The 20,854-nt window shown below is 63.7% G+C and carries 18 protein-coding genes and 1 pseudogene; 4 read left to right on the top strand and 15 right to left on the bottom strand.

All coding sequences use genetic code 11. From position 1 onward, the window contains the following. Positions 1-117: 117 nt before the first annotated feature. Positions 118-1,608, top strand: a complete 1,491-nt coding sequence (locus HMPREF0291_RS00540; protein ID WP_040423411.1) for an NAD-dependent succinate-semialdehyde dehydrogenase — start codon at positions 118-120, stop codon at positions 1,606-1,608. Positions 1,609-1,712: 104 nt separating this feature from the next. Beyond that, entirely contained in the window at positions 1,713-2,957 is a 1,245-nt protein-coding gene (locus tag HMPREF0291_RS00535; protein ID WP_005286293.1) for an aromatic amino acid transport family protein, read from the top strand. A gap of 67 nt (positions 2,958-3,024) precedes the next feature. Here HMPREF0291_RS00535 and HMPREF0291_RS00530 read toward each other — a convergent pair whose 3' ends face one another. Beyond that, a complete protein-coding gene (locus tag HMPREF0291_RS00530; RefSeq protein ID WP_005286290.1) occupies positions 3,025-4,785 on the bottom strand; it encodes an acetyl-CoA carboxylase biotin carboxylase subunit in 1,761 nt (586 codons plus the stop codon). Positions 4,786-4,930: 145 nt separating this feature from the next. Continuing rightward, complete coding sequence (locus HMPREF0291_RS00525) at positions 4,931-5,809, bottom strand: sulfurtransferase (protein ID WP_005286288.1); 879 nt, start codon at positions 5,807-5,809, stop codon at positions 4,931-4,933. Between the two features lie 222 nt (positions 5,810-6,031). Between HMPREF0291_RS00525 and HMPREF0291_RS00520 the strand changes: the two genes are divergently transcribed. After that, positions 6,032-7,093, top strand: coding sequence for a Cj0069 family protein (locus tag HMPREF0291_RS00520; protein WP_005286285.1), 1,062 nt, complete (start codon positions 6,032-6,034; stop codon positions 7,091-7,093). 87 nt (positions 7,094-7,180) lie between these two features. Here the strand turns inward: HMPREF0291_RS00520 and HMPREF0291_RS00515 are convergent, their stop codons facing one another. Genes HMPREF0291_RS00515 through betT form a run of 3 tightly spaced genes read right to left on the bottom strand, consistent with a single transcriptional unit; the run spans position 7,181 to position 12,523 of the window. Continuing rightward, positions 7,181-8,755: a GMC family oxidoreductase gene (locus tag HMPREF0291_RS00515; protein ID WP_005286282.1), complete on the bottom strand. Its 1,575-nt coding sequence runs from the start codon at positions 8,753-8,755 to the stop codon at positions 7,181-7,183. 15 nt (positions 8,756-8,770) lie between these two features. Further along, positions 8,771-10,255, bottom strand: a complete 1,485-nt coding sequence (locus HMPREF0291_RS00510; protein ID WP_005286279.1) for an aldehyde dehydrogenase family protein — start codon at positions 10,253-10,255, stop codon at positions 8,771-8,773. 51 nt (positions 10,256-10,306) lie between these two features. Next, positions 10,307-12,523, bottom strand: coding sequence for a choline BCCT transporter BetT (gene betT, locus HMPREF0291_RS00505; RefSeq protein ID WP_005286276.1), 2,217 nt, complete (start codon positions 12,521-12,523; stop codon positions 10,307-10,309). A gap of 245 nt (positions 12,524-12,768) precedes the next feature. Between betT and HMPREF0291_RS11140 the strand changes: the two genes are divergently transcribed. Further along, positions 12,769-13,992, top strand: a complete 1,224-nt coding sequence (locus HMPREF0291_RS11140; RefSeq protein WP_005286273.1) for a DUF4282 domain-containing protein — start codon at positions 12,769-12,771, stop codon at positions 13,990-13,992. 7 nt (positions 13,993-13,999) lie between these two features. Here the strand turns inward: HMPREF0291_RS11140 and HMPREF0291_RS00495 are convergent, their stop codons facing one another. From HMPREF0291_RS00495 to HMPREF0291_RS00450, 10 genes and pseudogenes are all read right to left on the bottom strand, one after another. After that, on the bottom strand, positions 14,000-14,395 hold the full coding sequence (locus tag HMPREF0291_RS00495) for a DUF3151 domain-containing protein (protein WP_005286270.1): 396 nt from the start codon (positions 14,393-14,395) through the stop codon (positions 14,000-14,002). Positions 14,396-14,399: 4 nt separating this feature from the next. Further along, the gene (locus tag HMPREF0291_RS00490; protein WP_005286268.1) at positions 14,400-14,645 is read right to left on the bottom strand and encodes a DUF3253 domain-containing protein; all 246 of its coding nucleotides are present in this window, start codon (positions 14,643-14,645) and stop codon (positions 14,400-14,402) included. Then, positions 14,646-14,780 (bottom strand): annotated as a pseudogene (locus tag HMPREF0291_RS11705) (DoxX family protein); the annotation flags it as partial. A gap of 49 nt (positions 14,781-14,829) precedes the next feature. Next, positions 14,830-15,420, bottom strand: a complete 591-nt coding sequence (locus HMPREF0291_RS00480) for a Maf family protein (protein WP_040423409.1) — start codon at positions 15,418-15,420, stop codon at positions 14,830-14,832. Next, complete coding sequence (locus HMPREF0291_RS00475; protein ID WP_005286259.1) at positions 15,420-15,644, bottom strand: acyl-CoA carboxylase subunit epsilon; 225 nt, start codon at positions 15,642-15,644, stop codon at positions 15,420-15,422. Before HMPREF0291_RS00475 ends, HMPREF0291_RS00480 begins: the two co-directional genes overlap by 1 nt. A 23-nt stretch (positions 15,645-15,667) precedes the next feature. Continuing rightward, positions 15,668-17,185, bottom strand: a complete 1,518-nt coding sequence (locus HMPREF0291_RS00470) for an acyl-CoA carboxylase subunit beta (RefSeq protein WP_005286256.1) — start codon at positions 17,183-17,185, stop codon at positions 15,668-15,670. Positions 17,186-17,268: 83 nt separating this feature from the next. Further along, positions 17,269-17,985 (bottom strand): hypothetical protein, encoded by a 717-nt coding sequence (locus HMPREF0291_RS00465; protein WP_005286253.1) that lies wholly within the window; start codon positions 17,983-17,985, stop codon positions 17,269-17,271. A gap of 62 nt (positions 17,986-18,047) precedes the next feature. Next, positions 18,048-18,596 (bottom strand): RNA polymerase sigma factor, encoded by a 549-nt coding sequence (locus HMPREF0291_RS00460; RefSeq protein ID WP_005286250.1) that lies wholly within the window; start codon positions 18,594-18,596, stop codon positions 18,048-18,050. 68 nt (positions 18,597-18,664) lie between these two features. Beyond that, positions 18,665-19,018, bottom strand: a complete 354-nt coding sequence (locus HMPREF0291_RS00455; RefSeq protein WP_005286248.1) for a hypothetical protein — start codon at positions 19,016-19,018, stop codon at positions 18,665-18,667. A 4-nt stretch (positions 19,019-19,022) separates the two neighbouring features. Continuing rightward, positions 19,023-20,840 (bottom strand): Hsp70 family protein, encoded by a 1,818-nt coding sequence (locus HMPREF0291_RS00450; protein ID WP_005286245.1) that lies wholly within the window; start codon positions 20,838-20,840, stop codon positions 19,023-19,025. Between the last annotated feature and the right edge of the window lie 14 nt (positions 20,841-20,854).

The raw sequence follows: 20,854 nt of genomic DNA, 5'->3' as shown, positions 1-20,854 counted from the left end.
GGGCGTGCGGCAACCGTACGCTGAGTAGCCTGCAGCGGTATAGCGTGTTTTCGAGAAAAGGCTGGCGTGAGCCAGTTCGCTGAACACCGGCGAAATCAATCTACGAAAGGCGAGATCATGGCTGATTCCAACGGCGCTGTCGATACTGCACAACTGCTCGATTCCCTGCCCACCGGTCTGTTTATCGGTGGCCAGTGGCGTGACGCGTCCACCAACGAGACATTCGATGTGGAGAACCCGGCCACCGGCGAAGTCCTGGTGACACTCCAGTCCGCGAATAGCGACGACGCGGTTGCGGCACTAGACGCTGCGGTCGAGGTGCAAAAGGACTGGGCACGCACCCCGGCCCGCGAGCGCAGTGAGATCCTGCGACGTGCGTACGATCTGGTCACCGAACGCACCGAGGAATTCGCCACGCTCATGACTCTAGAAATGGGTAAGCCGCTGGCGGAAGCACGCGGTGAGGTGAAGTACGGCGCGGAATACCTGCGCTGGTTCGCCGAAGAGACCGTCCGTCAGTACGGCCGCTCCCAGGAAGTGCCAGAGGGCGGCATCCGCATGGTCACTCGGCGCAAGCCGGTCGGCCCGTGCCTGCTGATCACCCCGTGGAACTTCCCGCTGGCGATGGCGACCCGCAAGATCGCCCCGGCGATCGCTGCGGGCTGCACGATGGTGCTCAAGCCGGCTGAGCTTACGCCGCTGACCACCTACTACTTCGTTCAGACCATGGTTGAGGCAGGCCTACCGGCAGGTGTGCTCAACGTTGTCTGCGGTACCGATCCGGCAGCTATCTCCGAGCCTCTCATCGCGGACCCGCGTCTGCGCAAGGTCTCCTTCACAGGCTCAACGGCGGTGGGCAAGATCCTGATGAAGCAGGCAGCTGATTCAGTGTTGCGCACCTCCATGGAGCTTGGTGGCAACGCGCCGTTCATCGTCTTTGAGGACGCGGACATTGAGCAGGCGATCACCGGCGCAATGGCAGCGAAGATGCGCAATATCGGCGAGGCCTGCACTGCGGCGAACCGTTTCCTCGTGCACGAGAGCATCGCCGATGAGTTCACCGAGAAGCTCGTCGCGGCGATGGAAGCGCTCACCGTGGGCAACGGCCTCGACGAGGGCGTCAACGTCGGCCCGCTGATCGAGGAGAAGGCACGCAAGAATGTCGCCGCGCTCGTGGAAGACGCGAAACAGAACGGCGCCGAGGTTCTCACTGGCGGCGGTGCCGCTGAGGGTGATGGCTACTTCTTCCAACCGACGGTCCTGCGTGGCGCCAGCACTGATTCCCGGATCTTCAAGGAAGAGATCTTCGGGCCGGTCGCATCGGTCTACGAGTTCAGCGATGAGGACGAGGTGATCGAGCTGGCCAATTCCACCGAATACGGCCTCGCCTCCTACGTCTATTCGGAGGACCCGGACCGCATGTGGCGGTTGGCTGACGGCCTGGAATTCGGCATCGTCGGCTTCAACGCCGGTGTCGTCTCCAATGCAGCTGTCCCGTTCGGCGGCGTGAAGCACTCCGGCTTGGGCCGCGAAGGCGGAGCAGAGGGCATCGACGAGTACACCGAGGTGCAGTACATCGGTGTCCGCGACCCGTACGCCAACCAGTAGAACCAGCGCGTTCCGCGCAGTTGACGACGCACGGACCGGGGTGACATCTGGGCCACATAGGACCTCAAGTGTGACCCCGGTCAAGTTGTTGCTACATTCTCGCTATGTCATCAACCACTTCTGTGCACGCGCCGTTGCGCGACGACGAATCTGCCCGTTCCGATGAAGCGGGTCACGCCCTCGGTTTCTGGAAGGGCGTAGCCCTGATCTTCGGCACCAACATTGGCGCCGGAATTCTCTCCCTGCCGTACGCGGCCCGCAACGGCGGCTTCCTCGCTCTAGTGGTGGCGCTCGCGATCGCAGGCACCCTGACCACTATTTCCATGCTCTACGTCGCGGAAGTCTCCCTCCGGACAAAAGAGCCGCTCCAGTTGTCCGGCTTGGCGGAGAAGTACCTGGGTCAGACCGGCCGCTTCCTCGTCTTCACCGCGATCATGGTCAACAGCGTCGGTGCATTGATTGCGTACGCATCCGGCTCCGGCAATCTCATGCACAACCTGTTCAACCTGCCTTCCTTGGCGGGCACCTTGATCTTCTATGCCCTGGGTGCCTTCATCATGTGGAAGGGCCTGCAAGCCACAGGGAAGGTGGAAGGGCTGATCACCAGCGGCATGGCGATCATCATCTTCACGCTGGTGGTGTGGACAATCGCCGGTCCCGGCATTGAGCCCGCGAACCTTTGGGTGCTCAAGCCCTACTTCATCATCCCGATCATGAATCTGGCCGTGTTCACATTCCTGGCCCAGTACGTGGTGCCGGAGATGGCGCGCGGCATGGCCGCCACCAAGCCGGAAATACTGCCGAAAGCGATCATCGCGGGCATGTGCATCACCGCGTTCACCCTCGCGGCTGTGCCGTTCGCGGCGCTCGGCCTGCTGGGCACCGAGGTGACTGAGGTGGTCACCATCGCCTGGGGCGAGAAACTCGGGACTGCGGCTTACTACATGGCCAACTTGTTCGCGCTGCTGGCCATGTTCACGTCCTTCTTGGCCATCGGCTTCACTGCGATGCGCAACGTGCTGGACATCTTCCATTGGCCGGAACACGGGTGGCAGCGTCTCGCCGCAACTGGACTGACGGTGCTTCCGCCTCTCGTGATTGCCGTGGCGGGCCTTGGCGGTTTCGTCTCTGCGCTGACTTACGCCGGCGGTTTCGCTGGCGCCATCATGTCGGTCGTTCCCGTGTTGCTGCTTCGCCGCGCCCGGGCGAACGGGGATCAGACTCCGGTGTGGCAGGTGCGCGGAGTAGACAACACCGTCATCCAGGCGCTCATCATCATCGTCTACGTGGCGGCGTTCATCTACTCCATTATCTCGCTGCTGGGGCTTGTCCCGGCTGGCTGGGCATAAGAGAAACACCGGGGGAAGAGCTTGAACCCTCCCCGGAAAGCGGTGCGACCCGTACGCCAACCAGTAGTTAGCGGATTTCTAGGAGCACGGCGGTCTTATTCACCTGATCGCCCTGCTCAACAGCGAGCCCCTTCACGGTGCCGGACTTGTGCGCCTTGACGGGGTTTTCCATCTTCATGGCCTCGAGCACGAGGAGGATATCGCTCTCGTTGACGGTGTCGCCCTCTGCGACGTTCACCTTGACCACCGTGCCTTGCATCGGGGCGGGCACGGCATCGCCGGACAGGGCTGCCGCGGAATTGCGGCGCTTCTTGGCCTTGCGCTTACCGCTGCCACCGATCACGAGCGAAGCGGGAAGGGCGACCTCGACACGACGGCCGTCGATCTCCACGGCGTAGGTGCGCTTTGTGCCCGGCTCCTCGCCTTCTTCCTCATCGTCGGTATACGGCGGGATCTCGGCGGTGAACTCCTCCTCGATCCAGCGGGTGTAGACGCCGAAACCGTTCTCGTCGCCGATGAAGGCTGGGTCGTTCAGCACTGCGCGGTGGAAGGGGATCACGGTGGGCAGGCCGTCGACGATGAACTCGTCGAGAGCACGGCGGGCGCGCTGGATGGCTTCCTCGCGGGTCTCACCGGTGACAATGAGCTTGGCCAGCATGGAGTCGAACTGGCCGCCGATCACATTGCCGGTGCGCACGCCGGAGTCGACGCGGATGCCGGTGCCGGCGGGCTCGACATAGCGGGAGATCGTGCCCGGTGCCGGCATGAAGTTCATGCCCGGGTCCTCGCCGTTGATGCGGAACTCGATGGAGTGGCCGCGCGGGGCCGGATCCTCGGTGTGGCGCAGCTTCTCGCCGTTCGCAATACGGAATTGCTCGCGTACCAGGTCGATGCCTGCGGTCTCCTCGGTGACGGGGTGCTCGACCTGCAGGCGGGTGTTGACCTCCAGGAAGGAGATGATGCCCTCCGGGTTCTGCTCGTCGGCAGGGCTGACCAGGTATTCGACGGTGCCAGCACCGTGGTAGCCGGCTTCTTTCACGATGGCCTTGGCAGAGGAGTGAATCGCCTCGCGCTGAGCATCGGACAAGAACGGCGCAGGAGCTTCCTCCACGAGCTTCTGGAAGCGGCGCTGCAGGGTGCAGTCGCGAGTGCCGGCGACGATGACGTTGCCGTGAACGTCGGCAAGCACCTGGGCTTCGACGTGGCGGGCGCGGTCGAGGTAGCGCTCGACGAAGCACTCGCCGCGGCCGAACGCTGCGACGGCCTCGCGCGTGGCGGACTCGAACAGCTCGGGGATCTCTTCTCGGGTGTGGGCGACCTTCATGCCGCGGCCGCCGCCACCGAATGCGGCCTTGATGGCGATGGGCAGGCCGTGTTCGTCGGCAAACGCGAGAACCTCGTCGACCGAGCTGACCGGCTCTTTAGTGCCCGGTGCCATCGGCGCGCCGACCTTCTCGGCGATGCGGCGGGCCTCGACCTTGTCGCCCAGCAGCGCGATGGCCTCCGGCGAGGGGCCGATCCAGGTGAAGCCTTCGTCGATAACGCGGCGGGCGAAATCGGCGTTCTCGGACAGGAAGCCGTACCCGGGGTGGATCGCGTCCGCACCGGAGGCCTGGGCGGCTCCGATGATCCGGTCGAAGCTCAGGTAGGAATCGGCGGCGTTGGTCCCACCGAGCGCGAACGCCTCATCAGCCAGGCCCACGAACGGGGCGTCCGCGTCCGGCTCCGCGTAGACAGCGACGGATGCGAGGCCGGCATCTTTCGCGGCGCGGATCACGCGCACGGCGATTTCGCCACGGTTGGCAATGAGAACCTTCGAGATTGTCACGGGGATCTTCCTTCTAGCCGGGTGTACAGACAGTTATCGCCAAGGGTAAAGCACAGCGCAAGCACAGCTGAACTTCAACCGGGCAGTTACGGATGACTAATCGCAAAAACGCTTATCGACGTTTCCCCGCACCCCAAGCAGCCGCTTATTCTGCGTCCCGCTCGATCGGCATGCGGACCATGTTGCCCCACTCGTACCAGGAGCCGTCGTAAAGCGAGACGTTCTCCACGCCCAGGACGTGACGGAGGATGTACCAGGTGTGGGCGGCGGACTGACCGGCACTGCAGTAGGTGATCACCGGAGCACCGGCGGGCACATCGGTGTAGGCGGCGGCGATGGACTCGCGGTCTTTCACGCGTCCGTTGGGGTGGACGGAGTCACCCCACGGGTGGTTCACAGCACCCGGAATGTGGCCGTGGCGCAACACAGGGGAGGCGCAGTTGGAATCCGGGGCCACTTCAACCTCGGCGCCGGCGAAGTATTCGGGGCCGCGGACGTCGATAAGCAATGTGTCCTCGGGCCGCGACCGGACGTGCTCCACGAAGCTGCGCCACGTGCTGTCGTCGCGCTCGACCACGGGGTAGCCCTGCGCCGGGTACTCGGGCACAGCGAAGGAGGTGTCGCGCTCTTCGCCCATCCACGCGTCGCGCCCGCCGTCGAGCAGGCGCACGTCGGGGTGGCCGAACAGCTCGAACACCCACGCGGTGTAGGCAGCCCACCAGTTGTTGCGGTCGCCGTAGACCACCACCGTGTCATCGCGGCTGATGCCGCGGGCGTCCATGAGCGTCGCGAAGGCTTCCCCGTCGATGAAGTCGCGCTGCACCGGATCGTTCAAGTCGCGGTGCCAGTCAATGCGCACCGCCCCGGGAATGTGCCCGATGTCGTACAAGAACGCGTCCTCGTCCGACTCCACCACCCGCAAACCGTCGACCCCCAAGCGGGCCGACAGCCACGACGCGGAGACGAACTTCTCCGGGTGGGCAAAGTCCTGGAACTGAGGAAATGGGTCAAATGCTATGGCCATGCGAGATTCCTCTACGGCTTGGAAACGGTCACTGCCCTACCTTACTCGTCAACCATTCCTGCCGAGCACATTTAGTGTGATGAACACCCGGTGTGAAGTTAATTACTATCCCCGTCACTCGCTGAGCAACGACCTGAAGAAGGGCTTAATCTCAGGGGCGGATCACCCTTTTCCCGGTGGAGGTCCGCAGACGTACAAGCACAGATCGAAAGGGAATCTCACGTGCACAAGGCTATCGTCGTCTTCGAGGTCGAGGGCGGTTCTGACAAGTACTTCGACGGTCACCGTCGCGACACCATGCCGATTGTCAACTCCATCAAGGACAAGGGCTGGCACTCCGAGGTGGTCTTCTTCCGCCCCGAGTGGTCCGACGACATCTTCAACTACGTTTCCGAAAGCTTCGACGGCTACATCTCCCGCGTCAACCCGGGCAACATCCCCGGCGGCGAGAAGGGCTACTTCGACCTGCTGACCCGCCTGTCCGAGGCTGGCCTGGTGGGCATGTCCACCCCGCAGGAGATGATCTCCTACGGCGCGAAGGACGCCCTGGTCAAGCTGAACAAGACTGACCTCGTCCCGGAGGACACCGCCGCTTACTACGACGTCGAGTCCTTCCACGAGACTTTCCCGACTTCCCTTTCTTACGGCGAGCGCGTGCTCAAGCAGAACCGCGGCTCCACCGGCTCCGGCATCTGGCGCGTCCGCCTTGCCGACGAATCCCTGGCAGAGTCTGTCGAGCCGGGCACTGCTCTGCCGCTGGACACCAAGCTCAAGTGCACCGAGGCTGTGGACAACCACACCGAGGAGCGCGAGCTGGGCGAGTTCATGGACTTCTGCGACCAGTACATCGTCGGCGACAACGGCATGCTCGTGGACATGCGCTTCATGCCGCGCATCACCGAGGGCGAAATCCGCATCCTCCTCGTCGGCCCGCACCCGGTCTTCGTCGTGCACAAGAAGCCGGCTGAGGGCGGCGACGCATTCTCCGCAACCCTGTTCTCCGGCGCAAAGTACACCTACCAGAAACCGGAGGAGTGGCAGGAGCTCGTCGACATGTTCGCCGAGGCCCGCCCGGTCATCGCAGAAAACCTCGGCGGCGACAACATCCCGCTGATCTGGACCGCCGACTTCATGCTCGCCGACGACGATGACACCGGCGAGGACACCTACGTCCTCGGCGAGATCAACTGCTCCTGCGTCGGCTTCACCTCCGAGCTGGACATGGGCATCCAGGAGATGGTCGCTGACGAGGCGATCAAGCGCGTCGAGGAAAAGAACGCTTAAGCGCTCGCTTATCGACGTGAAAAGGTTCCCCGCCCTTCCAGGCAGGGAACCTTTTCGTTGCTGGGGCCGGTGTGACGGCCGGGAGGATTACTCGCCGGCGATCAGCTGGGCGGCGCGCTCACCGATGATGTAGCAGGTGATGTTCGGGTTGACTGCCACGATCTGCGGCATCACGGACGCGTCGGCGACACGCAGGTTCCTTGTGCCCTTGACGCGCAGCTCAGGGTCGACCGGCGACATCGTGTCGTCGGCGGAGCCCATGCGCACCGTGCCCACCGGGTGGTAGACGGTGTTGTGGGTGCGGCGGATGTAGTCCGCGATCTCCTCGTCTGTCTGAGCCTCCGGGCCTGGGGACAGCTCGCGCTTGACGATGTCCTTCAGCGCCGGCTGGGCCGCGATCTTGCGGGCCAGCTTGATGCCCTCGACGGCGATGTGCATGTCGTAGCCCTCTTCATCCGTGAAGTAGCGCGGGTCGACCTTCGGCTTGTCGCGGTAGTCGTTGGAGCGCAGCTTCACCGTGCCGCGGGAGCGGGCGTGGCAGACGTTCGGCGTCAGCGCGAACGCTTCGTCGGCCTGCGGGTAACCCTGGCGTGCGGTGTGCATGTCAAATGGGGTGCACCCGTAGTGCATCATCAGGTCCGGTAGGTCGGTGTCGCCCTTGATCTGGGTGAAGATGCCGATCTCCCACCACTGGGTCGAGTCGCGCACCATCGGCACGTTGGACTCGAACTGGATGACAGCTTCCGGGTGGTCCTGGAGGTTCTCGCCGACACCAGGAGCGTCGACAAGCACATCGATGCCGAACTCTTCCAAGTGCTCACGCGGGCCGATGCCGGAGAGCATGAGCAGCTGCGGGGTGTTGATCGCGCCGGCGCTGACGATGATCTCCTTGTTCGCGGTGATCGTGGTCTTGCGGTTGAACACGTCGGCAAGGAGTTCGACACCGGTGGCGGTGTTGTCTCCGCTGTTGTCGTCGAAAAGAATCCGCGTGACCCAGGCGCGAGTGATGATGTCCAGGTTCTCCCGGTCCTCGTTCGGGTGCAGGTAGGAGACCGCGGAGGAGCCGCGGGTGTTGTCGGCGTGGGAGTTGATTTGGAAGAAGTTCGCGCCGTGGGTGACCGTCTCACCGGTGTTGAACGGCTTGCGCGGCAGCCCCGCCTCCTCGCAGGCATCGAGTACGGCAACCCCCACCGGGTCATTCTGCGGAACATCCATGAGCTGCACGGGGCCATCGTGGCCGTACTGCTCGCCGTCGCGGGAGTTGGTCTCCATCTTCTTGATCAGCGGCGTGATGTTCTCCGGGGTCCAGCCGTTGGCGCCCAGCTTTTCCCAAATGGCCATGTCCTCGGCCGGCGGGTGGAACGCGATGCAGGAGTTGTGGGAGGAGCAGCCGCCCAACACCTTCGCGCGGGCGTGGCGCATAAAGGAATTGCCGTTCTCCTGCTCCTCGATCGGGTAGTCCCAGTCCAGGCCGGATTCGAGCAGCTCCGGCCAGCGCTTCAGGCGCAGCACCTCGTCGTGCTCGCGGTCGTCGGGGCCGGCTTCGAGCAGTGCGACGGTGACATCCGGGTTCTCCGACAAGCGGGAGGCGACAGCCGCTCCGGAGGAGCCTCCGCCGATGACGATGTAGTCGTAGGATTCGCGTGCGTCAGACAGGTTCATAGGTGGGGTCTCCTTCTAGTTCTGCTTGTTGGGGAACCAGCCGGTCACAGCAGGTTCGGTGTTGTGATAGATGTGCTTTGCCTGCGTGTACTCCTCCAAGCCGGCGATACCGAGCTCGCGGCCGATGCCAGACATTTTGAACCCGCCCCACTCCGCCTGCGGGATGTAGGGGTGGTAGTCGTTGATCCAGATGGTGCCGTGCTGCAGGGCACGGGAAACGCGGTTGGCAACGCCCATGTCAGAGGTCCAGACTGCGCCGGCAAGACCGTAGTCGGTGTCGTTGGCAATCGCGACGGCCTCTTCTTCCGTGCTGAAGGTCTCTACGGTGATGACCGGGCCGAAGCCTTCCTCTTGCACGGCGGGGTTGTCGCTGGCGCACTGGTCCAAAACGGTGGGGGAGTAGAAGTAGCCGTTTTCGTGTTCTGGGCCGCCCCAGTCGCCGCCGCAGCGCAGCCGCGCCCCGGCATCGATGCCGCGCTGAACATAGTCGGTGACCTTGTCGCGGTGCTCCTTCGAAATCAGCGGGCCGGTTTCAGCACGCTCGTCGAAGGGGCCGCCCATGACGATGTCCTTCGCGCGCCCGACGAGGTCATCGACGAACTTTTCCGCGATGGACTCGTGGATCACGAGGCGCGTGCCCGCGGAGCACACCAGGCCGGAATCCATGAATCCGGCATTGAGTGCGTTATCCAGCGCTGCGTCGTAGTCGGCGTCGGCAAAGATGACGTTGGGGTTTTTCCCGCCGAGCTCTAAAGCGACCTTCTTCACGCCCTCTGCGGCTGTCTTGGCGATGATCCGGCCCGTCTCCAGCCCGCCCGTGAAAGACACCAAGTTGATTTCTGGGTGGGAGGAGAGCACGGAACCAACGTTGGCGCCGTCACCGGTGACAACGTTGGCCACACCCTTCGGCAGGCCGAGGTCATCGAGCACCTCCGTGATGAGCAGCGTCGTGTGCGGGGTCAGTTCCGACGGTTTGATCACGAAGGAGTTACCGGTTGCCAGGGCCGGAGCGATCTTCCACGCAGCCTGCAACAGCGGGAAGTTCCACGGGGTGATCATTCCGCACACTCCGATGGGCTCGTACACGACGCGGTCGATCACGGAGTCGTCTCCGGCATCGACCAACCTGCCGGGGTTGGAGTCCGCGATCTTGCCGAAGTAACGGAAGCAGCCGGCAATGTCGTCCATGTCGCCCTCGGCCTCCACGAGGCGCTTGCCCGTGTCGAGAGCCTCCGCCTTGGCGAAGTCCGCTTTGCGTCGTTCAATTTCCTCGGCCACCCGAATCAGGAAATCACCGCGTTCCGAAGCGGGCGTGTTACGCCATTCACCCTTGTCGAAGGCTGCGCGGGCAGCCTCAACTGCACGGTTGGCGTCGTCCGAGGTGCCTTCCGACACGACACCGACCTCGGAACCGTCGGCGGGGCAGATGATTGTGCGCGTCGCCCCGTTAGAAGCGGCCACCCATTGTCCGTCAATGAACAAAGTTGCAGTTTCCGGCATATGCCGTGTCCTTTCGATCCTTAATTTCTAGAGGGCTGTCTCTTGCGCTCTCTACTGTGGATACGTTCCCGAGGGTACAGATCCTTGCGTGTCCGCCTCCGGGGCCGATGCTCCGGCATCCTCCCACGTGGTCGGTGCAGCGACGGTGGTATCAGCGATGACGGTTCCGAAGTCGTCTCCGGCCATGTCCATGTAGAGACGGTGTTGGTCGTAGTAATTCAAGACATCAGAAATCAGCTGGTCTGAGGTGTATCCCATGACATTGTGGCCGCGGGTGCCGCGGGCGTCGAAGACCTCTACGCGGTAGAAGAAGTCTTGGTCGTCTTCCGCGCCGACGGCATAACCCGGCATCTCGTAGGCAACGGGGCATAGCTGGTATTTGAAATCGTCCTGCTCATCGAATTTGACGTTCAAGTCGATGAACGGAAGCTGATTTTCCTCATCTACCCCCTCAATGAAGGTCGCATCCAGGCCCATGTTGCGCATCTCCAGATAGACCTCACGCAGCGCGGGCTGGGCGGTGGAGCCAATGAAGTCCCTGGCTTGATCGCTTGTTGGCCACGATATGTGGCGGGCGAGCCGCTTCTTCCAGTATTTCGAGTCTTCCCCGGTGCCGGCAGGTGCCGCGGCCCGCGATGCCAGTGCACGCTCCTGGGATTCCATCGCCCACTTCTCCGCGCGCAGCACCTTCATCACGGACGCCATGAGCAGGTACATCACCACCGAAAAGGGCAGTCCGATAAGGACGGTGGCTGCTTGGAGGGTGTACACACCGTCGATAAGCAGCATCGCGAGAGTGAGCACACCGATGATGACAGCCCACACAATGCGCAGCCACGGAGCACCGTCAGAATCTCCTTTCGTCGCGTGCGAGGTCATGTTCGCCATCACCAACGAACCGGAGTCGGCCGACGTGATGTAGAACAGCAGCCCGACGATAACGGCGAGCCCGATGAGGAACGTGGCACCCGGGTATTGCTGCAGCAGGTTGTAGAAACCGGATTCTGGCACTTCCAGCGCCTCATTCAGGAAGTCGGTGTCGCCGTCACGGAAGAAACGCAGCGCGGAATTACCGAAGATAGAAATGACCAGCACAATGAACCCCGGCGGCACAAGCAGCACACCGAGAATGAACTCGCGTAGCGTGCGGCCGCGGGAGATGCGGGTGAGGAAGAGCCCGACAAACGGAGTCCAGGCGATCCACCAGGCCCAGAAGAACAGGGTCCAGTCCTGCAGCCACTGCCCGGCTGGGTATTCGCTCATGCCGGCGGTATAGCCGAAGGTTTCCAGCAGCATGCCGGGGAAGCGGGAGATCGAGTCGCCGACGTTTTGCACCAACTGCGTGAGCAATGTCGCCGTCTGCCCGGTGATGAGGATCCACGCCAGCATGCCCAGCGCTAAGTAGACGTTGAGTTCCGAGAGGAACCGGATGCCTTTGTCGACGCCAGACACCGAGGAGACGATGGAGATCGCCACAGAGACGACAATCAGTGCCGTCCACACAGTGATGTTGTTCGGAATGCCGAATAGCGACGACAAACCGTAGTTGAGGAAGACCACACCAATACCGAGAGAAGTCGCGATACCGAAGATCGTGCCGATCGTGGCGGTGACATCCACCGCGTCACCGGCAGCGCCCTTGACGCGCTTGCCGAACAGCGGCGCAATAGCCGAGCGCAGCGACAACGGCAGGTGGTAGCGGTAGGCTGCCAAACCCAACGCCACGCCCATGAGCGCGTACATTGACCACCCCGGCACGCCGTAGTGGAAGATCGTCCAGATCGGGGCCATGCGGGCGGCCTCGTCCGACATCGGGGCGACATCTGGGGGAGTGGCGAAGTTCGTCGCTGGGCCCGCGATGGCGAAGAACATCAAGTCCACGCCAATCCCGGCTGCGAAGAGCATCGAGGCCCACGTGAACAGGCTGTACTGCGGCCGTGAATGGTCAGGGCCCATGCGGATATCACCGAATCTGCTCAGTGCGACAACGAGCACGAACAGCACGATGAGACCGGCGGTGAGCACGTAGTACCACCCCAAGTTCGCTCCGATCCAGTCCATTGACCCGAAGATCACTTTTTCTGCCTGGCCCGGGAAGAACGCCGACCAGAGAACAAAACCGACAATGAGCACACCCGAGGTGATGAATACGGGCTTGTTCACCCGGGCAAAACCTTTTTCGTTCAATGCATCGTCGGTTTGCGATTCACCGGAAGAACCGGGATGCGAACCGCCGACACCATCTGAGAAAGAAGCGGTGGTGGTCACCGTGACTCCTTGAGAAAGTAGATCAAAATTTGCAAGAACCAGCTCCCTGTGACCGGGGGCCAGCTTTACTACACAGTAGTGACAGTCACCACACAGGGTCATGTGTTGCATCTTTTCCAGTGGCGCGGTGCACTCCACTCACCCCACTCCGGGCACCGTCACCCCCGCAGCGACCCGTGGAAATTTTGCAGAAGATAGTTAAACTACAGACGTTCAAGTAGCCACGAACCGAGAAGGACCTAGCAATGTCTACACCGAATAAGCCGAACTCAAACGAGCCCATCAACCCCAACGCCAACGAGTACGGATCATCCGGCTTCGACACCACCAAACCCGGTTCCCGCTCTGACAACACCGGCTCTGATTCGGCGCCTGGCTCTACGCCGTACTCCGGCTACGTCGAATCCTCCGTCCCGTCTTCGCGCAGGAAGCCTGGTGCCGCTGCCGGCACGTCCGATAGTTCCCACCCGGACACTACGGTGATCTCCACGAACCGCGAAGGTGCCGCCGGTTCTGCTTCGACAGGGGGTTACTCGTCGTCCCAGGGCTCTACGGCCTACAGCGCTGGTTCCGCGGGCGCAGGCAACACCAGCGGCACCACTGGTTCCGCGGGTGCTGCTGGCACCACCGGCTCCGCAGGTTCTGCAGGCGCCACCGGTTCGGCTGGCTCCATGGGTTCTGGCGTGCACGTCGGCACCTACCAGTACGGCCAGTCTGCTGAGCCCGCAGGCAATTGGGCCGGTACGAGCGCTTCTTCCAGCGCTCCGCAGTCCTACGGTAACCAGTACCCGTCGTCGTACGGCACGCCGGCAGGCCAGCCTGGGCAGCCGGGTCAACCGGCACAGTCGACGCAGACGAACCAGCCGGGCAACCAGTTCGGGCAGCAGCCGAGCAACTTCGGCCAGCCCCAGCAGGGCCAGCAGGCACAGTCCCAGGCGCAGTTCGGTGGCCAGTTCCTCAGCTCCGAGCAGGCCTACGAGATCCGCAGCTCCAACCAGGCCTACGGCGCTGACCAACCGTACGGTGCTAACCAGCCGTACGGCCAGCAGCAGCAGTTTGAACAGCAGCAGTTCGACCAAATGCAGCAGTTCGACAAGGTCCCGCAGGAGAAGGGCAAGGGCTTCTTCAGCTCGTTGTTCGACTTCAGCTTCCGCGAGTTCATCACGATCGACTTCGTGAAGATCATCTACATCGTGCTGTTGGCAGCCTCTGTCGTCGGCTGGGTTGTGGGCCTGATCGCGTCCTTCTCGGGCTTCCAGGCGGGCGCAGGCACCGGCATCATGTTCCTGTTCGGCTGGCTGATCTTCGGCACGCTGGCGACGCTGCTGCAGATCATCCTCATTCGCGTCGGCCTGGAGGCTCTCGTGTCGGTGGTCCGCATCGCTCAGAACACGACTGATCTGGTGGATGAGGAAAAGGGCGCCGAGGACGCTGTGAGCGTCGACAGCGCTGAAGACACCACCAAGTAAAGCAGGCTTACAGCAGCTTTTCGGCGGCCGCCGGATCCGCATCCGACAGCATCTGGCGGCACCGGTCGTACTCCGCGTTGTCGCCGATGGCCTGAGAGGTCAAGGCCAGCATTGCGATCGATTCGAGGACGCCGCGGTTGGGTTCGTGGGAGTAGGGCACCGGGCCCCAACCCTTCCACCCGTTGGCGCGCAGGCGGTCCAGCGAACGGTGGTAGCCGGTGCGCGCGTAGGCGTACGCCACGAGCACGTCACCGCCATCTAGTTCGCGGCGGGCGCGGGCGGCCCACACACTGGGGGAGTCGGGGTGGGTGAGGGCGGTGTCGTCGTTGAGCAAGTCTTTGCCTGCGGCGGGGTCGTCCGGTAGCTGCACGGGCGGCGGGGCCATCATGTCCTTGAATTCCATGGGGTCAATCCTGCCACTTCGGGCCGCGGCGGATGCGGATCGGGCCTTTCGCCGCGGCCATGTCGACTTCGCGGTCGCCCTGGGTGATGATCACCGTGCCCGCAGCGGCGAGTTCAGCCGCAGCCGCGCGCACGTCGTCCATCAGGTCGCGCCAGTCATCGCCGTGGTCGCGTGCGACATCGGACGGGCAGATTGAGGATTCCGGTTTGCGCGCCGCCAGCTTATCGACGATCTCTTCCCCCAACCCCACCTAGCGCCCCCGGGCAATGTCGAGCGCGCCGGTGATCATCGGCACCTGGAGCGGCAACCGTGCCAGGGCGACGGCCTGCATGGGCAGGGGCTTCTTCCGCCACAGGTAGGCCATGTAGAGGTTGGCGGGGAACATGGGTGCCATGTTCTTCCGGAAAAAGTCAGTGAGGGCCATGCCCGCGAGTCTAGCCCCACAACTCGGAGGCGTTGACCCCGAACGAGTAGAGCGCCTTGCGCAGCAGCGGCAGCGACAGGCCGATGACGCTGGTCTGGTCACCCTGAATCGAGTCGATGAACCAACCGCCCAGGGCTTCCAGGGTGAACGCACCGGCGCACTCGAGCGGTTCACCGGAGCGAGCGTAGGCCTCGATGTCGGCGTCGGAAACATCGCCGAAGCGGATCTTCGTGGACACCGCATCGGTGATCCACGTGCCGCTGTAACCGATGGCGTGGCCGGTGATCAGCTCGGCCGTTCGGCCGCGCTGGGCCTGCCAGCGGCGGATCGTCTCCTCGACGGTGTGCGGTTTGCCCTGCAGCTGGCCGTCCAGAAAGAGCATGGAATCGCAGCCGACCACGATGTCGTCCGGGTAGGCCGGTGCGACGGCCTCGGCTTTAGCGTGGGCGAGGGCGCACACGGAGTCGGCGGGGGAGGCGTCGATAAGCGAGGCGAGCAGGACATCTTCGTCGATGTGCGCAGGCTTGACCACGGGCTCAACGCCGGCGTTGCGCAAGATCATCAGCCGCGACGGCGACTGGGACGCTAAGACAAGACGCACTAGAACAGCGCGGTCGAGTTGAACGCCGACGGGTTGAACACCACCGGCCCGTGCACGCGGTTGGAGGGACGGCCCCACAGGTTGCGGTGGCCGCCGGCGGTGCGGGACTTCGCCTCCTGCTGCAGGTCGCTCAAGACCTGGGTCAAAGCGGCGAGTTCGGCCTCAGTCGGGTTGCCCTTGACCACGGTGAACTGTGGCTGCGATGAGGACTGTGACTGTGTCATGGTTAGCTTCCTTCCAGATCTCGCTACAGCGGAATGTTGCCGTGCTTCTTCGGGATGGCGTAGACCACCTTGCGCTCCAGCAGACGCAGAGCTTCGGTGACCTGGGTGCGGGTGTGGGAGGGTTCGATGACAGCGTCGACAAGCCCGCGCTCGGTGGCCACGTAGGGGGTGAGGTGGGCTGCGGCGTACTCGTCGGCGTCGACGCCGAGGTGCTCGGCGGCGGTTGTGGCGTCCGCAAGCGCGATCTGCGCGGTGGGCCACGCGAAGACCATGTCGGCGCCCAAGTCCTTCGAGCCCATGACCACGTACGACGGGCCGATAGCGCGGCGGGTGATCACGGTGATCTTGCCCACCTGGGCCTCCGCGTAGGCGAAGGCAAGCGCCGCACCGTACTTGGCGGAACCAAGGTGCTCTTCCTCCTCGGAGGGGAAGAAGCCAGGGGAGTCAACGAACTCGACGATGGGCAGGTTGAAGGAGTCGCAGACGCGGATGAACGCGGCCGCCTTCTTCGCGGCGGCGTGATCGAGGCAGCCGGCCAGCACGCTCGGCTGGTTGGCCACAATGCCCACGGCGCGGCCGGAGATGTGCGCGAAACCGACGACAACGTTGTCGGCGTAACCGCGGCCCAGCTCGACCAGGCCCTTGTCGGTGACGCGGGTGATGATCTCGCGGACGTCGTACGCCGCGGAATCATTGTCCGGGATGTAGGTGTCCAGGGAGCTGGTGTCCGGCTCGGCGGAGTTGTCGTTGATCGGGGAGGCGGCGCGGTTGTTCTCCGGCAGGAACGCGGCCAGCTCGCGCACGGTCTGGATGGCCTCCAAGTCGGATCCGGCGGTCAGGTGCGCCACGCCGGTGACCGTCTGGTGAATGTCGGCACCGCCGAGGGACTTCGCGGTGGCCACGCGGCGGGTCACCTTGGTCACTGCCGAAACGGAAGTCAGGTGCATCGTGGCGGACTCGACCATGACCACCAGGTCGCTCAGCGGCACGAGCAGCGCCGCCAGGGAAGCGACTTCGCCCGCCACTACAGAGATCTGCGGCACGACACCGGAGGCTTCTGTCGCCTTGCGCAGGATCCGCGCCGACATTGCGGCGGTGACCACGCCTTCCTGCAAGCGTGCGCCGGTGGAGTCATGAATCGCGATGACGGGCACACCAGTCTTGATGGCCAAGTCGTAGACCTTCAGGATCTTCTCGGCGTAGACCTCGCCGAGCTGCCCGTCGAAAATCGAGGCGTCGTGGGCGTAGACGGCGACGCGTCGGCCGTCGATAAGCCCATAGCCCGTGACCACACCGTCAGTGACGGGCTTGGTGCGGTCCATGCCGTGCTCCTCGACGCGGTGGCGCGCCAAGGCGTCCGTCTCCACAAACGTGTCGGGGTCAACCAGCGCTTCCACGCGCTGGCGGGCCGTGGAAATACCGGCTTCACCTGCGGTGCGCGCGGCTTCGCTGCCCATCGGCTCGCGAGCCTCCGCCAAACGGTTGCGCAGGTCCGCGATTTTGCCGGCGGTGGTGGTCATGTCGGGCTTCTTGTCGGTCATAACGCCTCATCCTACGGGGTCGGGTGCATCCATTCGCTTATCGACGCAACCTCCCCCACCGTTAACCACCCTTGTCCTGGGCCCTACTCGCCGTAGTGGCCGAGCATGTACTGGCTGCCGTTCCAGTACTGATTGAACGCCTCGACATCGCCACTGATCGGTGCAATGCGTCCGTTGTCGAATCCGAGCGTGACGTGGTTCTGCAGCTTCACGCTTCCAGTGAGGTCCTGCTGGCGCTCGCTCCAGGAAAAGTCGATGGTGTCGCCGTTGAGGGTCACGTTGGTGATCCCGCGGAAGGTACGCATGTCTCCATCGGGCTTACCGTCGATGTAGAACGCGATGCCATCCGACACAGCGGCGCCGGTGCCAGCGGGCCCGTCGACGCTGCCGCGGCCACCGTGGAAGATGATCCAGCTCACCGGCGCGCACGGGTCGTAGTGGTTATCGATGTCCTCGATCCAGTAGTTAAAGTCCGATCCGTCCGTCGAGGGCATGCGACCCGGAGCTGAGCGCGACGGGTACTGCTCGCGCGGGTCCTTCGGCAGCTGCGTGCACTTCTCGTTTTGTTTTTGCTTCTCCTTGGGCTTTTCGGTGACTGTCTCGATGACGGTGGCCGGGCCCTCGGCGTCACTATCGTCCTGCGCGTCAGGGGCGGCTGCTGTCGTCAGGGCGGGCTCCTCCGAATCGGGGAGCGTGGACTGCGAGCAGCCTGCAAGCGCGAAAGCGCAGGCGAACGCTGTCGTTGTAGCGGCAAGCATTGTGGTGAAGCGGGTGCGAAGAATAAGCGGCGAGGAAGACATGTCAGCAGATTACACCGCAGCGGCCCCGTGGACCTGCGGTTGAGGGTGACAGTCCACACTCGCTAAGCGTTGGCGGCGAGTAGCTCGCGCAGGCTCTTCCGTGCCCGGTGCACCCGCACCTTTGTTGCAGAGAGGGAGGAGTCTTGGTGCTCAGCGATCTCCGCGAGCGTGAATCCGGCGACCTCGGCGAGCACGAGCGCTTCGCGGGACTGGTCGGGGATGGCGGCCAGGGCCTTGGTCAACGAGTCATTGTCGGCGATGGATTCCTCGAACTCTGCGGCGACGTCTTCGATCTCTAACGGGCCTGCATCATCGTTGTCGCCGAGCGGGGAATCGATGGAGACTTCTGGGCGCCGCTTCCGAACTATCTCCAGCGACGCATTCGAGGCGATGCGGTACATCCACGTGCCAAAGCCCGACTTGCCCCGGAACTTCTCCAGGTTCTTCCATCCGAGGTACATCGCCGCCGCGAAGGCATCCTCGGCATCGTGGTGGTTCGCCGTGATGCGCAGGCACACGTTGAACAGCTTCACTTCATGCTGTTTCACCAGCTCAGCGAAGGCCGATTGGTCGCCGGCCTTGGCGTTAGCGATGAGCTGGGATTCGTGCATAACGGACAGGCTACTTTAGGGCAGCCCGGACTGTCCGCATAACCCTTGCAGATATGCCGGCGCGGGGGTTAGAAGTCCGGATCGACGTCGAGATCCTCGTAGTCGTCGAGGGACATGTCGTCCGTGTCGTCGGTGTCCGCTGCGCCATCGAAGCTCTCCGTTGGGTCGGCAGAGTCCGGCATCTCGGGGTCGGTTTCTGGCGCAGGGTCAGTGTCTGGCTCGGTGGTAGCTGGGGCGGTCTCGGCGTCGGCCGGGGCGTCGAGCGCGAGGTCATCGTCTTCGATGGTGTCGATCGCGTCGTCCTCGGCGGCGACATCGGGAACGAGGTCAGCCTCGTCCCACTCCGGCCACTCTTCGGTGGTGAACGCGGTGTTCAGGGAGCATTCGGTCAAGCCTTCTGGGATCGGTTCTGGTGTGATCATGGCGTTAGAGAAGGTCGTAGGTTTTGAACCAGTCAACGGCATCCTGGGGCGAAGCGAAGTCGAACGAGCTCATGACTACGCCGGTCTCAGTATCGGCATAGGTGACTGAAGCATCGTAGAGATTGTCAGAGTCGACTCCCACGGCGGCGGAACCGTCGGAGCTTTCCTCCATGATCCCCTCATCGGACTTGGAGTAGCGGCCCTGTTTGATCAAGGCGCGTTCGCGCTTCGCGGCCTCCTGGCTCACGGCGAGGTTCACGTAGGCGGAGGCGTAGCGGCCTACCTCACGGAAGTGCTCGACCCCCTCGCTATTCACGTTGATCTTGCACTGGATGCTCGACGCGGCGAGGATACCGGAACTGTTCATTGAGCAGTTCTGGACGGCGCCCTGGAGCTTCTCCGGTAGTGCTGCATAGATCTCTTCGCCGGTCTTCGGCTCTGCGGACTCAGTTTGGGTTGGTGCCGTGGATTCGCCGGCGGATTCAGCCGCGGTGCCTCCATCCTGCGCCTGGTTCTCAGCGGGGTCGTTACCACCGCGGGTCAGGGCGAAGGCACCGATGCCGCCGATGAGGAGAACCGAACCCAAGACTGCGCCGACAGCCAGGGCGGTGCGGTTCTTCTTGCGGGGCTCGGCCTGGCTAGGCTGGCCGGTCTGGCTCGGCTGGCCCGGCCGACTTGCAGGACCGGGCTGGCCGGCGTACGTCGGTGTGGTGGGCGCAGTCGAGGTATGCAGACCGGTGACAATCGGCGCGACGGCAGACAGCGCACCCTGGGCGACCACCATCTTCGGGTCGTCGAGGTTGGCCACCGGGCCGAGGCTCTTGATCTCCTCCTGAACCATCGGGACGCGGGATGACCCGCCGGTCATGTAGAGGGCTTTCAGGTCGCCGGGGGAGGTGACGCCAGCGTCGATAAGCGTCTGGCGCGTCAGGTCAGTCGCACGCTGAACAGGCTGACGGATGATGTCCTCGAACTCGTTGCGGGTCAGCGTCAACCGGACAGACTCGGACTCGCCGGGGACGGTGATCGTCGCGGTGGGGGATTCGGAGAGGACCTCCTTCGCGCGGCGGATGCTGTCTTCGACGGCGTGGCGGTCGGACAGGGGCGCGCGGCGGCGGAGGTACTCGATCTGGTCCGGGTGGTCGTCCTCGAGCTGGCGGTCGACCCAACGGCGAATCAGGGCATCGAAGCTCTTGCCGCCCAGAGAGTTGTCGCCGCGGGCGGCCACGATGTGGAAAGACCCGTCGTTTTGCGCCTCCAGCACAGCCACGTCGAGGGTGCCGCCGCCGAAGTCGAAGACGGCGATCTTGTCGCCCGGTTCCAACGGCTGGTTCGCCGAGTAGTACTGGGCGGCTGCCTTCGGCTCAGAAACCGTGCGGATGTTGGTGGCGTTGAGGCCGAGCTGCGTTGCAGCGTCGAGAAGCACCTTGATCTCTGCGTCCGTCCACGCCTCCGGGTGGGTGAGCACGAGCTCACCCGGGCGGTGGTCATTGTGCTCGCGGGACGCCCGGCGCACCACCGACTCCAACACGGCGGCAACCGGGGTGGAGGCAGGAATGTCGTAGCCGTTGATCTGGAAGATCTGCTGCGGGATGACGCGCTTCGGCGCGGCGAGGAAGCCGTCCGGGTTGCCCTCCGCTTTGTTCAGGGCCACGTCACCAGTCTCGACGTGTTCAGGGGTCTCAATGTACACCGACGACGGCATGGTCATCCTGTCGTGGGACAGGCTGACGGCTTCCACGCCACCGCGGGTCGGGTTCGTGTGCGCCGCCGCGGTGTTGGATGTGCCGAAGTCAATGGACAGAGTCCAGTCCTTGGACATGGGGGTCCTCCCTA

It is taken from the genome of Corynebacterium genitalium ATCC 33030 (assembly GCF_000143825.1).
GTDB classification, from domain to species: Bacteria; Actinomycetota; Actinomycetes; order Mycobacteriales; family Mycobacteriaceae; genus Corynebacterium; species Corynebacterium genitalium.
The sequence above is the reverse complement of the archived record's forward strand: the minus strand, read 5'-3'. Positions and strand labels throughout refer to the sequence as shown.

What these genes read in the sequence shown, in the direction of transcription:
- HMPREF0291_RS00465 (WP_005286253.1), bottom strand. Translation starts at nt 17,985, where the DNA reads ATGTCTTCCTCGCCGCTTATTCTTCGCACCCGCTTCACCACAATGCTT.
- HMPREF0291_RS00535 (WP_005286293.1), top strand. Translation starts at nt 1,713, where the DNA reads ATGTCATCAACCACTTCTGTGCACGCGCCGTTGCGCGACGACGAATCT.
- HMPREF0291_RS00475 (WP_005286259.1), bottom strand. Translation starts at nt 15,644, where the DNA reads ATGACACAGTCACAGTCCTCATCGCAGCCACAGTTCACCGTGGTCAAG.
- HMPREF0291_RS00470 (WP_005286256.1), bottom strand. Translation starts at nt 17,185, where the DNA reads ATGACCGACAAGAAGCCCGACATGACCACCACCGCCGGCAAAATCGCG.
- HMPREF0291_RS00525 (WP_005286288.1), bottom strand. Translation starts at nt 5,809, where the DNA reads ATGGCCATAGCATTTGACCCATTTCCTCAGTTCCAGGACTTTGCCCAC.
- HMPREF0291_RS00540 (WP_040423411.1), top strand. Translation starts at nt 118, where the DNA reads ATGGCTGATTCCAACGGCGCTGTCGATACTGCACAACTGCTCGATTCC.
- HMPREF0291_RS00510 (WP_005286279.1), bottom strand. Translation starts at nt 10,255, where the DNA reads ATGCCGGAAACTGCAACTTTGTTCATTGACGGACAATGGGTGGCCGCT.
- HMPREF0291_RS00515 (WP_005286282.1), bottom strand. Translation starts at nt 8,755, where the DNA reads ATGAACCTGTCTGACGCACGCGAATCCTACGACTACATCGTCATCGGC.
- HMPREF0291_RS00450 (WP_005286245.1), bottom strand. Translation starts at nt 20,840, where the DNA reads ATGTCCAAGGACTGGACTCTGTCCATTGACTTCGGCACATCCAACACC.
- HMPREF0291_RS11140 (WP_005286273.1), top strand. Translation starts at nt 12,769, where the DNA reads ATGTCTACACCGAATAAGCCGAACTCAAACGAGCCCATCAACCCCAAC.
- HMPREF0291_RS00460 (WP_005286250.1), bottom strand. Translation starts at nt 18,596, where the DNA reads ATGCACGAATCCCAGCTCATCGCTAACGCCAAGGCCGGCGACCAATCG.
- HMPREF0291_RS00495 (WP_005286270.1), bottom strand. Translation starts at nt 14,395, where the DNA reads ATGGAATTCAAGGACATGATGGCCCCGCCGCCCGTGCAGCTACCGGAC.
- HMPREF0291_RS00455 (WP_005286248.1), bottom strand. Translation starts at nt 19,018, where the DNA reads ATGATCACACCAGAACCGATCCCAGAAGGCTTGACCGAATGCTCCCTG.